At 66.8% G+C, this 13372-nt stretch carries 12 protein-coding genes; 3 read left to right on the top strand and 9 right to left on the bottom strand.

What is annotated here, in order from left to right; genetic code table 11:
• Positions 1–9 precede the first annotated feature (9 nt).
• Genes JOE41_RS17590 through tdh form a run of 3 tightly spaced genes read right to left on the bottom strand, consistent with a single transcriptional unit; the run spans position 10 to position 3491 of the window.
• Entirely contained in the window at positions 10–1137 is a 1128-nt protein-coding gene (locus JOE41_RS17590; RefSeq protein ID WP_209753106.1) for an FAD-binding oxidoreductase, read from the bottom strand.
• Positions 1138–1177: 40 nt separating this feature from the next.
• Positions 1178–2386: a glycine C-acetyltransferase gene (locus JOE41_RS17585; RefSeq protein ID WP_011691172.1), complete on the bottom strand. Its 1209-nt coding sequence runs from the start codon at positions 2384–2386 to the stop codon at positions 1178–1180.
• 58 nt (positions 2387–2444) lie between these two features.
• Positions 2445–3491 (bottom strand): L-threonine 3-dehydrogenase, encoded by a 1047-nt coding sequence (gene tdh, locus JOE41_RS17580; RefSeq protein WP_011691171.1) that lies wholly within the window; start codon positions 3489–3491, stop codon positions 2445–2447.
• 156 nt (positions 3492–3647) lie between these two features.
• Between tdh and JOE41_RS17575 the strand changes: the two genes are divergently transcribed.
• Positions 3648–4556 (top strand): LysR family transcriptional regulator, encoded by a 909-nt coding sequence (locus JOE41_RS17575; RefSeq protein WP_011691170.1) that lies wholly within the window; start codon positions 3648–3650, stop codon positions 4554–4556.
• Positions 4557–4638: 82 nt separating this feature from the next.
• Here the strand turns inward: JOE41_RS17575 and gatB are convergent, their stop codons facing one another.
• The 4 genes from gatB to JOE41_RS17555 form a co-directional block, all read right to left on the bottom strand.
• Positions 4639–6147 (bottom strand): Asp-tRNA(Asn)/Glu-tRNA(Gln) amidotransferase subunit GatB, encoded by a 1509-nt coding sequence (gatB, locus tag JOE41_RS17570; protein WP_011691169.1) that lies wholly within the window; start codon positions 6145–6147, stop codon positions 4639–4641.
• Entirely contained in the window at positions 6147–7724 is a 1578-nt protein-coding gene (gatA, locus tag JOE41_RS17565) for an Asp-tRNA(Asn)/Glu-tRNA(Gln) amidotransferase subunit GatA (RefSeq protein WP_011691168.1), read from the bottom strand. Before gatA ends, gatB begins: the two co-directional genes overlap by 1 nt.
• Before the next feature lie 3 nt (positions 7725–7727).
• Positions 7728–8024, bottom strand: a complete 297-nt coding sequence (gene gatC, locus JOE41_RS17560; protein WP_011691167.1) for an Asp-tRNA(Asn)/Glu-tRNA(Gln) amidotransferase subunit GatC — start codon at positions 8022–8024, stop codon at positions 7728–7730.
• 163 nt (positions 8025–8187) lie between these two features.
• Positions 8188–9672, bottom strand: a complete 1485-nt coding sequence (locus JOE41_RS17555) for a CitMHS family transporter (protein ID WP_209753105.1) — start codon at positions 9670–9672, stop codon at positions 8188–8190.
• Between the two features lie 180 nt (positions 9673–9852).
• Here JOE41_RS17555 and JOE41_RS17550 point away from each other — a divergent pair, with 180 nt between their 5' ends.
• Together JOE41_RS17550 and JOE41_RS17545 are read left to right on the top strand one after the other, a co-directional pair.
• On the top strand, positions 9853–11628 hold the full coding sequence (locus tag JOE41_RS17550) for an ATP-binding protein (protein WP_209753104.1): 1776 nt from the start codon (positions 9853–9855) through the stop codon (positions 11626–11628).
• A complete protein-coding gene (locus JOE41_RS17545; RefSeq protein WP_011691164.1) occupies positions 11621–12283 on the top strand; it encodes a response regulator in 663 nt (220 codons plus the stop codon). The genes JOE41_RS17550 and JOE41_RS17545 overlap by 8 nt, the downstream gene beginning before the upstream one ends.
• A gap of 34 nt (positions 12284–12317) precedes the next feature.
• On the opposite strand, the gene JOE41_RS17540 is transcribed toward JOE41_RS17545, so the two are convergent.
• Entirely contained in the window at positions 12318–12701 is a 384-nt protein-coding gene (locus JOE41_RS17540; protein ID WP_011691163.1) for a RidA family protein, read from the bottom strand.
• 47 nt (positions 12702–12748) lie between these two features.
• Positions 12749–13252 (bottom strand): GNAT family N-acetyltransferase, encoded by a 504-nt coding sequence (locus JOE41_RS17535; protein ID WP_011691162.1) that lies wholly within the window; start codon positions 13250–13252, stop codon positions 12749–12751.
• Positions 13253–13372 lie beyond the last annotated feature (120 nt).

The raw sequence follows: 13372 nt of genomic DNA, 5'->3' as shown, positions 1-13372 counted from the left end.
GTCCATTCTTCAGTGCCGGATGGACCAGCGGGTCGCTGCCAGCGCAACCGCTGTCCGGGATGCCGGACTGAGCCCGACGTCCTCGCCCCGGGCGACCAGGCCCGCCGACGGCCCTGCCAGGATCAGGTCCGCAGCGAGCTCCGCAATGCCGGACGAAGTCTGGAAACCGTAACCGCCCTGTCCGGCGAGCCAGAAGAATCCGGTCGCTTCAGCGTCGAACCCCACTACCGGGACGCCGTCGGCAGCTTCGGTGCGAAGGCCGGTCCACGCGGACTTGACGCTCCTGATGCCCATGGTGGTCACCGCGTTGAGCCGCGCCACCAGCGCCTCGACATCGCCCGGGTAAGGCTTCGCGTCCTCGGGCCCGCTCGGCACGGATTCCGACGGCGATATCAGCACGTCCTGCCCTTCCTTGCGGAAGTAGAACGATTCGTCCGCTGCCGCCACCATGGGGCAGGCCTCCGGGAGGGGACGTTCGACGTCGACAATCGCCGCCGTGCGGCGGTACGGCTGGAGTCCGAGCTTTTCCACGCCGCTGATCACGGCCAGCTCATCGGCCCAGGCACCGGCAGCATTGACCACGGTCCCGGCCTGGAACGCTTCCTGGCCCGCCCCGACCTCCCAGCCGGACCCCAGCCGCTGGGCGGAATGGACCTTGGCGCCGGTGATGATGTCCACCCCGCCGGCCTCGGCACGGCGCCGGTGGTCTTCCAGCAGCACGGGTGCGTTGCAGGCGAACGAACCGGTGTCCAGCCCGGCCGCGGAAAAGAATCCGGGATCCAGCACCGGGCACAGTTCCAGGGCCTCGGCATGGGAGATCCGGTGCATGTGCCCGCTGGCTTCCTCCCGGACGGTTTCTTCATCGCCGATCAGCATGAAGCTGCGGGGCGAAAGGACGGGCTCCGGAAGCTCCGCGTCCCGGGCCGCAATCAGCCCGAGCGTGCGGAGGGTCAGCTCCTGGACCACCACGGGGCCGTAGCTGGGGATCAGTTGCCGGGCCGAGCGGGCCGAGGTGTGGTAGGCCAGGGACTGTTCGGCTTCGACGAGCGCAACGCTGCATTTACCGGCGAGGGCGGAGGCGAGGGACAGTCCGGCAATGCCGCCGCCCACAATCACCACATCGTAATTTGCTGACATGACTCCATCCTTGCACCCGGCAGGACGTCACGTCAGTACCTTAGGCCTCCACCGCGTCGCGACTGTCCACGAACGCCCGGACGCAGGCTTCGACGTCCTCCGCACTGTGCGCGGCGGAGAGCTGGACCCGGATACGGGCGGCCCCCTTGGGAACCACGGGGTAGCTGAAGGCGGTGACGAACACTCCGTGCCGGAGCATCAGGTCTGCCACCTTCGCCGCCACCACGGCATCCCCGAACATCACCGGCACGATCGCGTGCTCGCCGTCGAGCAGGTCAAAGCCTTCTTCCGCCATCCGGTTCCGGAACAGCTCGGCGTTGGCGAACAGCTTGGAACGCAGTTCCGCGGAGTTCTCCACGAGGTCCAGGGCCTTCAGGGTGGCGGCCACGATGGCTGGCGCGACGGAATTGGAGAACAGGTAGGGGCGCGCCTTCTGGCGGAGCATGGCCACGACTTCGGCCCGGCCGGATACGTAGCCCCCGGAAGCCCCGCCCAGCGCCTTGCCGAACGTGCCCGTGTAGATGTCCACCCGGTGGCCCACGCCGGCATGTTCCGGCGTTCCCGCGCCGGTGGCGCCCATAAAGCCGACGGCGTGCGAGTCGTCCACCATTACCAGGGCATCGTACTTTTCGGCCAGGTTGCAGATGGCTTCGAGCGGCGCGAGGTAGCCGTCCATGGAGAAGACGCCGTCCGTGACGATGATCTTGCGGCGGGCCGGGTTCTCCTGCGTGGTCGCCTCGATCAGTTTCGCTTCGAGGTCCGCCATGTCGCGGTTGGCGTAGCGGAACCGCCGGGCCTTGCAGAGCCTGATGCCGTCGATGATGGAGGCGTGGTTCAGGGCGTCGGAGATGATGGCATCTTCCGGCCCGAACAGGGATTCAAACACGCCGCCGTTGGCGTCGAAGCAACTCGAGAACAGGATGGTGTCCTCGGTGCCCAGGAACTTGGAGACGCGCGCCTCGAGTGCCAGGTGCAGGTCCTGGGTTCCGCAGATGAAGCGCACGCTGGCCATGCCGAAGCCGCGCTCGTCCATGGCGGCCTTCGCGGCGGCAATGATGTCCGGGTGGTCTGCCAGGCCCAGGTAGTTGTTGGCGCAGAAGTTCAGCACGTCGGCACCCGCCTCGCCGATCCGGCCTGCCGTGATGTGGCTGGCCTGGGGCGAGTCGATGTGGCGTTCCGTTTTGAACAGGCCTGCCGTGCGGATCTCGTCCAGCTCGTTCTGCAGCTGGTCTTTGATGGCTGAATACATGGGGAGTGCTCCTCAGCTGGGTGAATTCTTGTGTTTTGATGCCGAAAACTTGAGGGGGTTAAAAAACGGTCCAGTCGAGGACTACTTTGCCGCCCACACCGGCGCGGGCAACGTCGAAGCCCTTCTCCCAGTCCGTGGCAGGCAGGGTGTCCGTGACCACCGCCGAGATGTTGGCATGCAGCACCGGGTTGGAGGACAGCATGGCGCTCATCGCGTACCAGGTCTCGAACATTTCGCGGCCGTAGATGCCCTTCATGGTCAGCATATGCGTCACCACCTTGCCCCAGTCGATGTCGATGGACTGGCTGGGCAGGCCCAGCATCGCAATCCGGCCGCCGTGGTTCATGTTGTCGATCATCTCCGGCAGGGCGGTGGGGTGACCGGACATTTCCATGCCGATGTCGAACCCTTCGCGCATTCCCAGCTCGCGCTGGGCATCCTTGACGCGCATCTTCGAGACGTCGATGGCAAGGTCCACGCCCAACTGTCGGGCCAGTTCCAGGCGCGGCGCGGAGACATCGGTGATGGCGATCTTCCGGGCGCCGGCGTGCCGGGCCACGGCTATGGCCATCAGTCCGATCGGCCCGGCCCCGGTGATCAGCACGTCCTCGCCCACGAGCGGGAAACTCAGGGCGGTGTGGACGGCGTTGCCGAAGGGATCGAAGATGGCGCCGAGTTCGGGAGTGACCGAGGGATCCTGGTGGACCCAGACGTTGGTCTCGGGGATGACCACATACTCGGCGAAGGCGCCGTCACGCTGGACCCCCACGCTCACGGTGTGGATGCACATCTGGCGGCGCCCGGCGCGGCAGTTGCGGCAGATGCCGCAGACAATGTGGCCTTCGCCGGAGACCCGGTCGCCCACCTTGACGTCGCGGACGTCCTCGCCGGTTTCCACCACTTCGCCGTAGAACTCGTGGCCGGCGATCAGCGGAGCCTCGATCATGCTCTGCGCCCAGGCATCCCAGGACTGGATGTGAAGGTCCGTGCCGCAGATCCCGGTGGTCATCACGCGGATCTTGACGTCGCCGGGGCCGGTTTCCGGCTCGGGCCGGTCCACCAGCTCAAACCCGGCGTGTGCGCCGGCCTTGTACAGAGCCTTCATTGGCTTCCTTACTCTTGGTCTTTATTCTCAGGAACGCGGGGCCGTCCCGGGGTGCGGCGGGGCTGGCTCCCTTCATTAGAACCACAAAGAAGCATTAGCACAACCGAATTCTTCTCAATCGACGATTTAGAAATCTCTAAGCAATAGACTCAGGGCATGGAAATCCATCAGCTGGAAATGCTCCGGGAACTCGGTGCCCTCGGCAGCGTCAAAGCGGTCGCCGAAACACTCCTGGTCACCCCCTCCGCCGTGTCCCAGCAACTGGCGGCGCTGCAGCGCAGCGTGGACGTCCCGCTGACCCGCAAGGAAGGCCGGAACCTGGTGCTCACCGAGGCCGGCCAGGCACTGGCCGACGCCGGTGCCGCCGTCGTCAGCGCGATGGCCGATGCGCGGATGGCGATCGGCGCGTACCACGGCTCCACGGTGGCACCGGTGACGGTGAGCGGCTTCCACAGCGCCGGCCAGGCACTCTTTGCGCCGCTGGCCCGGCTGCTGGACTCACCGGACAAACCCAGGGTGCTGCTGTCCGACGAGGATGTTGCCCAGCAGGACTTCCCCGCACTGACTGCCCGGTATGACCTGGTGCTGGCGCACCGGATGGACCACAGCCCGCGGTGGCCGGAGGAGCGGGTGGCAGTCATCCCGCTCGCGCACGAGCCCCTGGACGTGGCGTTGTCCGCCGGCCACCGGCTGGCGGGCAAGGAAGCCCTGACGGCGCACGACGTCGTCGGCGAACCGTGGGTGACCAGCCACACCGGCTACTCCCCCGCGGACGTGCTGTCCGCCGTCGCCGCGGTGTCCAGCCGGGAACTGAACATTGTCCACCGGATCAACGACTACTCCACGGTGGCGGGACTCGTGGCGACGGGCAGTGTCATCGGGCTGCTGCCGCGGCACACCGCACGGCCGGTGCTGAACCCGGAGATCGTGCTCCGGCCGCTGCAGGGCATCAGCACGCGGCGCCGGATCGACATCCTGGCCCGGCCTGAAAACCTCAAGCGGACCTCGGTGATGATGGTCTGCGAGGCTCTCGAGGACATCATGGCCGGGCTGGTGTCCCCTTAAACCCCGACTGGGTCGCAGTAGATGTCGTTATGAGCGTTCTAAACGACATTATCTGCGACCCAGTTGGGTTAAAACGGGTGACTCAGCCTTCGACGCCGAGCCTTTCAAGGATAAGCTCGCGGACGCGGCCGGCGTCGGCCTGCCCGCGGGTGGCCTTCATGACGCCGCCAACGATCGCGCCGATCGCCTGGACCTTGCCGCCGCGGATCTTGTCAGCGACGTCCGGCTGTGCGGCAAGGGCCGCGTCGATGGCTTCCAAGAGGGGGCCGTCGTCGGAGACCACGGCCAGGCCGCGCTTCTCGACGATCTCGGCGGGGGTGCCTTCGCCGGCGAGGACGCCGTCGAGGACCTCGGCGGCCATCTTGTTGTTGATCTTGCCGGCTTCCACCATCTTGTTCAGTTCCACGATGGTTTCCGGCTTGACGCCCAGCTGGCCGGGGTCCACGTCGGCGTTCTTGGCGCGGCCCACGATCTCGCCCATCCACCACTTGCGGGCCACGGTTGCCGTGGCGCCGGCGGCGATGGTCTCTTCGATCTCGTCCATAACGCCGGCGTTGACCACGTCGCGGAATTCCAGGTCCGAATAGCCCCAGTCGGCCTGCAGTCGCTTGCGGCGCTCGGCCGGCGGTTCCGGCAGGGTGGCGCGCAGCTCCTCCACCCACTCACGGGAAGCAACAATCGGAACGAGGTCCGGCTCCGGGAAGTAGCGGTAGTCGTCGGCGTCGGACTTGGCCCGGCCCGACGTCGTCGAGCGGGTGTCCTCGTGCCAGTGGCGCGTTTCCTGGATGACCGGCTCGCCGGAGTCCAGGACGGCAGCGTGCCGCTGGATTTCGTAGCGGACGGCGTGTTCGACGGCGCGCAGTGAGTTCACGTTTTTCGTCTCGGAACGGATGCCGAAGCGTTCGCGGCCGTGGGGACGCAGCGACACGTTCGCGTCGCAGCGCACGTTGCCGCGTTCCATCTTCGCGTCCGAAACGCCGAGGTTCTTCACGATTTCACGCACTGCCGCGACGTAGGCCTTGGCCAGCTCAGGCGCGCGGCTGCCGGCGCCCTGGATCGGCTTGGTGACGATCTCCACCAGCGGAACACCGGAGCGGTTGTAGTCCACCAGCGAGTAGTCGGCACCCTGGATGCGGCCCGCGGACCCGCCCATGTGCGTCAGCTTGCCGGCGTCCTCTTCCATGTGGGCGCGCTCGATTTCGACGCGGAACACGGTGCCGTCGGAAAGCTCGATGTCCAGGTAGCCGTCGTACGCGATGGGTTCGTCGTACTGGGAGGTCTGGAAGTTCTTCGGGGTGTCCGGGTAGAAGTAGTTCTTCCGGGCGAAGCGGCAGGTTTCGGCGATCTTGCAGTTGAGCGCCAGGCCGATCTTGATGGAGGACTCAATAGCGGTCTTGTTCACGACGGGCAGCACGCCGGGCATGCCCAGGTCCACCTCGTTGACGTTGGTGTTGGGCTCGTCGCCGAAAACGTTCGGGGCGGAGGAGAACATCTTGGTCTTGGTGTTGAGCTCCACGTGGACCTCGAAGCCCAGGACGGGATCGTACTTCTCCATGGCCTCTTCGAAGCTCAGGGTTGCGTCAGTGCTCATTATTTTGCCTCCTGGGTTTCGAGGGTCTCGGCGGGCTCGACCACCGAAGTGGCCAATTCCGGCGCCTTGTCCAGCAGCGGTCCGCCCCACTGCGCCTCAAGCAATGATTCGAGCACCGCACCCACGCGGTACAGGCGCGCATCCTGGCGCGCCGGGGCGAGGAGCTGGATGCCTACCGGCAACCCGTCCTCATCCGCCAGGCCGCCCGGCAGGGACAGGCCCGGGACGCCGGCCATGTTGGCCGGGATGGTAGCGACGTCGTTGAGGTACATGGCCAGGGGGTCGTTCAGCTTCTCGCCGAGCTTGAACGCCGTGGTGGGCGCCGTCGGGGAAATCAGCACATCCGCCTGGGCGAACGCGGCCTCGAAGTCGCGCTGGATCAGGGTGCGGACCTTCTGGGCCGAGCCGTAGTAGGCGTCGTAGTAGCCGGCGCTGAGCGCGTAGGTGCCCAGGATGATGCGGCGCTTCACTTCGTCGCCGAAGCCTGCGGCGCGGGTGGCACCCATGACGCGTTCGATGGTGAGCGGCGCATCCTTGGGCAGGACGCGCAGGCCGTACCGTACGCCGTCGAACTTGGCCAGGTTGGAGGAAGCCTCCGAGGGCATGATCAGGTAGTAGGCGCCCAGGGCGTACTTGAAGTTGGGGCAGGACACCTCGACGATTTCCGCGCCGGCTTGCTTGAGCAGTTCGAGCGATTCGTTGAAGCGGTTCTCGACGCCGGCCTGGTAACCCTCGCCGTGGAGTTCCTTGATGATGCCGATCTTCATGCCGTCCACGTTGCCCGTCCGGGCGGCCGCAACGAGGTCTTCCAGCGGGTCCGGGAGGGACGTGGAGTCGTGCGGATCGTGGCCGCCGATGACCTGGTGCAGGAGTGCCGAGTCCAGCACGGTGCGGGAGACCGGGCCGATCTGGTCCAGCGAGGAGGCCATGGCGATGGCGCCATAGCGGGACACGCTGCCGTAGGTGGGCTTGACACCCACGGTGCCGGTGACGGCGCCCGGCTGGCGGATGGATCCGCCGGTGTCCGTGCCGAGGGCCAGGGGTGCTTCAAAAGCGGCGACGGCGGCTGCGGAGCCGCCGCCGGAGCCGCCTGGGATCCGGTCCAGGTCCCACGGATTGCGGGTGGGGCCGTAAGCCGAGTGCTCCGTGGAGGACCCCATGGCGAATTCGTCAAGGTTGGTTTTGCCCAGGATGGGCATCTTGGCGTCGCGGAGGCGCTTGACCACCGTGGCGTCGTACGGGCTGTGCCAGCCTTCGAGGATCCTGGAGCCGGCCGTGGTGGGCTGGCCGATGGTGACGATGAGGTCCTTGACGGCGATGGGAACGCCGGCCAGTTCATGCAGTTCCGCAGCGGCCGTACCACCGGCGGCGCGGATGGCGTCCACCTCTGCGGCGACGGCGAGCGCCTCCTCGGTGTTGACGTGCAGGAAGGCGTGGACTCCGCGCGGTCCGCCGTCGACCGCTGCGATGCGGTCCAGGTAGGCCTGGGTGACCTCAACGGAGGTGACCTCGCCGGCTGCGAGCTTACTGGCCAGCTGGGCGGCGGAGAGGCGGATCAGAACGTTGTTCTCAGTCATGTATCAGTCCTCATCCAGGATGGCCGGAACCTTGAAGCGGCCCTCGTATGCGTCAGGGGCGCCGCTCAGGGACTGCTCGGCTGTGAAAGTGTGGCCCACAACGTCCTCGCGGAACACATTCGTCAGCGGAATCGGGTGGGATGTGGCCGGGACATCATCACCGGCGGCTTCACTTACGGACTTCACTGATTCGACGATGACGGCGAGTTCGCCGGCCATCCGGTCCAGCTCTTCAGCACTCATCTCGATGTGCGCGAGACGCGCGAGATGCGCGACGTCGTCGCGGTTGATCGCAGCCATGGATCTCCCCTGCAATGTAGTTTTGGTTTCCCCCATAGTCTACGTTGCAACAGTGTGCCCGCCTGACGACCCCCAGCGGGCGTCAGACGGGCAACACCGGCCCGCAGCGCCGGCTCCAGGCAGCGTGAGCCGCAGGCGACAGGAGCCGCAGGCAGGCTTTACCCTAGCCGATGCCGATGGCTCCCGTCAGCATTCCGACACCGAGCATGACAAGCGAGATGACGGCGGTGCGCCACAGCACCTTCTTGTGGTGGTCGCCGAGGTCCACCTTGGCGAGTGACACCAGCAGCAGGATGGCCGGAACCAGCGGGCTCTGCAGGTGGAACGGCTGGCCGGTGATGGAGGCCCGCGCCATGTCGGCGGCGCTGACGCCGTAGTGGGCAGCAGTCTCGCTCAGCACGGGGAGGACACCGAAGTAGAAGGCATCGTTGCTCATGAAGAACGTCATGGGGATGCTGAGGACGCCGGTGATTACGGCCATGAACGGGCCCATGCTCGTGGGGATGATCTGGACGAGCCAGGCGGACATGGCCTCGACCATGCCTGTGCCTTTCAGGACGCCGGTGAGGACGGCTGCGGCCATGACCATGCTGACCACGGCCACGATGGAGGGGGCGTGGGCGATGAGCTGGGCGCCCTGGTCCTTGACCTTGGGGAAGTTGACCAGCAGGGCGATGGCGGAGCCCACCATAAAGACGAACGGCAGGGGCACCAGGTCGGCCACGAGCATGACCATGACGGCGACGGTCAGGCCCAGGTTGAACCAGAACAGCTTCGGGCGCAGGGTCTTGCGGTTCGGGTCCAGGGCGGTGTCCGCCATGGCGGAGTCGTGGTCGTCCACAAGGGATTCGGTGCGCTCGAGCACGGCAACGGAGGAGCCTGCCGGTGAGAGGCCTGCAGGGGCTGTGCCGGCAGGAACGGAACCCTTGCGTCCGGTACCGGCACCGGAACCTCCGGCCGTGCGGCCACCGTCGGAGGTGCCGCCGTCGAACGGTTCCGCGGAATCAGGGACGGCCCAGATTTCCGGCGCCGTGGCGCGGAGGCGGTTACGTTCCTGCAGGCCCAGCAACCAGGCGAAGGCGAAGACCACAACCAGGCCTGCGATCAGGGAAGGAATCATGGGGACGAAGACGTCGTTGACGTCGATCTTCAGCGCGGTGGCGGCGCGGGCAGTGGGGCCGCCCCACGGCAGGATGTTCATGGTTCCGTTGGCGAGGCCTGCAACGCAGGTCAGGACCACAGGGCTCATCTTCAGGCGCAGGTAGACGGGAAGCATGGCGGCCGTGGTGAGGATGAAGGTGGTGGAGCCGTCACCGTCCAGGGACACTGCGGCGGCCAGGATGGCGGTGCCCAGCACCACCTTGGCGGGGTCGTTGCCCAGCTTGCGGAGGATGAACCGCACCAACGGGTCGAACAGCCCGACGTCGATCATCAGGCCGAAGTAGATGATGGCGAACATCAGCAGGGCTGCGGTGGACGTCATGGACTTCATCGAGTCCAGCACCATGTCCCCGATGCCCAGTCCCGCCCCGGCGAACAGCCCGAAAACGGTTGGGACGATGATCAGCGCCAGCACCGGCGTCAACTTCTTCGTCATGATCAGCACCATGAATACCGCGATCATGGCGAATCCAAGTAATACCAGCACGGCCGGCTCCTTTGTCAGTCAGTGGCACCACTCCGGTGTGATGCGCACTACAGACGTTAGAGTGGCCCGCGTCACGGCAGTGCCTTTGGCTCAATTGATTGGCATACTGCTTATTGGGAGCATTTTGCTCATTTAGCTCAGCACGCCGAAAACCCCGTCACGAACCCCGTCAGGAGGGCAATGAAGCGTCCGGCACCGAGGCAGCCGCTGCGGTTTTCCACCCAGACCCTGCTGCTGCAGCTCGGAGTGGTTCTGCTCGTGGTGCTGCTCAGCGGCGCCGTGCACGCCTGGCTGACGTACGAGCGCCTTGGCCGGGAAGCGGAGAACCAGGCGCTCACCCTGGCACGCACCGTTGCCTCGGATCCGGCTGTCCGCCAGGAGGTCCAGGCCATCAGCCGCGAGGCGGGCACTCCCCCGGCATCGGTGCTGCTGGCCGGCCCGCTAATGGCGGTGGCTGAAGGTGCCCGGACCCGCACGGGCGCGCTGTTCGTGGTGATCACCGATGAAACCGGCCTTCGGCTGGCCCACCCTGACGCCGACCGGCTGGGCGAAAAAGTCAGCACTGATCCCTCCGAGGCCCTGTCGGGCAAGGAGGTGACCACCCGGAACACCGGTACCCTGGGGCCCTCGGCGGGTGCCAAGGTGCCCGTCTTCGCGCCGGATTCGGACACAGTGGTGGGCGAAGTCAGCGTGGGGTATTCCACCGAGAACATCGTGCAGAGCCTCACCCGCGATATCACCCCTATTGCGCTGACCGCGGCAGGGTCGCTGCTCGCCGGCATCCTGGCCTCGTTCCTTCTGCGCCGCCGCCTGCAGCGGCTGACGCTCGGTCTGGAGCCGGAGGAGATCAGCACGCTGGTACATGACCAGGTGGCGGTACTCCAGGGCGTGGACGACGGCGTGATCGGCGTTTCAGCCGACGGCAGGATCAGCGTCTTCAACGCTGCCGCCCAGCGGCTCCTCGGCCGGCCCGACCTCACCGGCACGCCGTGGAAGCGGGCCCCCGTCCCGGAGCAGCTGAAGGCCCTGACCCTGCCGGACGCCGCAGAGGCCGACGCCGTCGAAGTCATCGCCGGCGGCCGCGTGCTGGTGGCCAGTGCCCGGAAGGCGCTGCACCGGCAGGAGGACCTGGGCTGGGTGGTGATGCTCCGCGACCGCACCGAGCTCCAGCACCTGACCCGCCAGCTGGATGCCGTGGGGACGATGTCCACGGCGCTGCGGGCACAGCGCCACGAATTCGCCAACCAGCTGCACACCATTGCCGGCTTCATGAGCATCGGGCAGCACCAGCAGGCGCGCGACTACCTGGCGCGGCTGGCTGCCACGGGACCGCTGAAGTTCCCCGTGGACCAGGCCGAGCTCCTCCAGGATCCCTACCTGCAGGCGTTCGTGGGCGCCAAGGGCGTGGAAGCGGACGAACGCGGCGTAACGTTGCGCATCGGCCCCGAAACGCTGGTGCGCGGCCAGGTCACCGAGCCGCAGGACGTCACCACGGTGCTCGGGAACCTGATCGACAACGCCGTGAACGCCGCTGTCGCCGGTTCCGCCGCGGACCGCTGGGTGGAGGTGGAACTGCTGGACGAACCGGGAGCCGACGGCGGCACGCTGCATATCGTCGTCGGTGACTCCGGCGACGGCCTGGCCGTCGGATCCGAGGCAGCCGGGGCGGGGGAGCCCGGAGCGGAGGCCGTGTTCGCCGAGGGGTTTACGACGTCGGCACGGCCGGCGCGTGCCGGCGGCGGGCAGGGATTGGGGCTGGCCCTGGCCCGGCAGCTTGCGCGGCGCCGCGGAGGAGACGTCCGGGTCCTGGATCCCGGTTCCCCGGGCGGACCGGGTGCCGTCTTTATGGCGACCCTGCCGCGGACCACCGCCGATTCCCCCGGACGGGACAAGCCCCCCAGGGAGAACAGTTATGTCGGAGAGGACAACAATGCCGGGAAGGACACCGATGGCTGAGGATTTAAGGGTCCTGATTGTGGATGACGATTTCCACGTCGCCAAGCTGCACGCGGCCTATGTTGATTCGGTGGCGGGTTTCATGGCGCTGCCGCCCGCGGGTTCGGCGTCGCTGGCGCTGCAGGCCATCCACAGCCTGCGCCCGGACCTTGTATTGCTGGATGTTTACCTGCCTGATGCGTCCGGGCTTGACCTGCTCGGCCAGCTGGACGTGGACACCATGATCCTGAGCGCCGCCTCGGATGCGGCGTCGCTGCGGGTGGCGTTCCGCCGCGGCGCCCTGGGCTACCTGCTGAAACCGTTCACAGCGGAGTCCCTGTCGCAGCAGCTCCGCTCCTATGCCCGGTACCGGCGAATCCTGGCGCAGCCGGGTGCGCTGGACCAGGAAACGGTGGAGCGGGCCAAGCGTTCGCTGATTCCGGGCGACGTCACCCCCTCGGCCAAGCCCCGCTCCGCCACCGAAGCCGCGGTGCTCGAATCGCTGGTGCCAGGGGAACAGTATTCGGCGGCCGAAGTCGCCGGGCGGGTAGGGGTGTCCCGGGCCACCGCCCAGCGGTACCTGTCCTCGCTGGCGGACGACGGCGCCGTCGACATCCAGCTCCGGTACGGCACCACGGGCCGCCCGGAACACCGCTACGGCCTCCCGGCTAATTAATTCCGCGACGCGGCGCGGTAACCGCCGTGGGGGGCTAGCTTGCGCTCTTCTGGGCCACGAGTTCGATCTCCACCAGCATCTTGGGATCCAGGAACGGCAGCACATGGACCAGCGACAAGGTGGGGCGGATCTCGCCAAAGACTTCACCGTGAGCGCGGCCGGCGTCTTCCCATTTGCTGATGTCCGTGAGGTACAGCTTGGACTGCACCACGTCGCTGTAGTCAAAACCGGCCTCGGCCAGGACGGCGCCCAGCTTTTCCAGGATGAACCTGGTCTGCGTGTAGAAGCCCTCGCCCACGATTCCGTTGTCACCGCTCGCCGCGGTGGCGGAGATGTACAGGGTGTTGTCCACCTGCACCGCACGGGAATAGCCGAGGGTCTGCTCCCACGAGGAGCCGGAACCGAATGTCTTGCGCATGGGTGTGCCTTTCGATGGTGCCTTGAGTCGGCACCACTTTAGGGCGGCTACACGTCGAGCCGGTAAACCAGCAGCTTTATGTCGGTGTCCGTCACGAACCAGTCGCGTTCGGGGACGCGATGGAAGCCTGTTTTCCGGTACAGCCCGTGCGCGCTCTCCCACGTGCGGCCGGTGGTCAGTGCCACGGCCCTAATGCCGTCCAGCGACTTCGCATGGTCGATGATCGCCTCGACCATGGCCTTGCCTGCGCCGCTGCGCTGGACCGCCGGGTCCACCACCAGCATGCGGAATTCGAGTTCATCCGGCAGTGCGATGTCCGCGAAAGGCTCACCGGCGACGGCGAGCGTTACCGAACCGACGATGCGTCCCGCCCGCTCGGCCACCCAGATGGTGGCCTGGCCGGCCCGTTTAGCCACGTCCTGGATCTGCAGCATGTAGGGGTGGTCGGCATTCGCGAAGTAGCCGGCGGCGAGGTAGGCGTCCCGCGTGATGCGGGCTACGGCGTCGAAATCTGCCGGAACGGCGGGGCGAATGAGGATCTGCGAATGCACTTATCCATGGTAGTCGCGGGCGCAGGCCCGGTCCCGTAAAAGGGCTGTTTCCGTGATTGAACTATCACTAAGTCCGGAGCTGGCCCATGTTCCGCGGCTTGCCTCCCGCTGGTGCCGTCC

Origin of the sequence: Arthrobacter sp. PvP103, from assembly GCF_017833075.1 — a bacterium.
In the GTDB taxonomy this organism is placed as follows: domain Bacteria; phylum Actinomycetota; class Actinomycetes; order Actinomycetales; family Micrococcaceae; genus Arthrobacter.
This window is presented reverse-complemented; position numbering and strand designations above follow the sequence as displayed.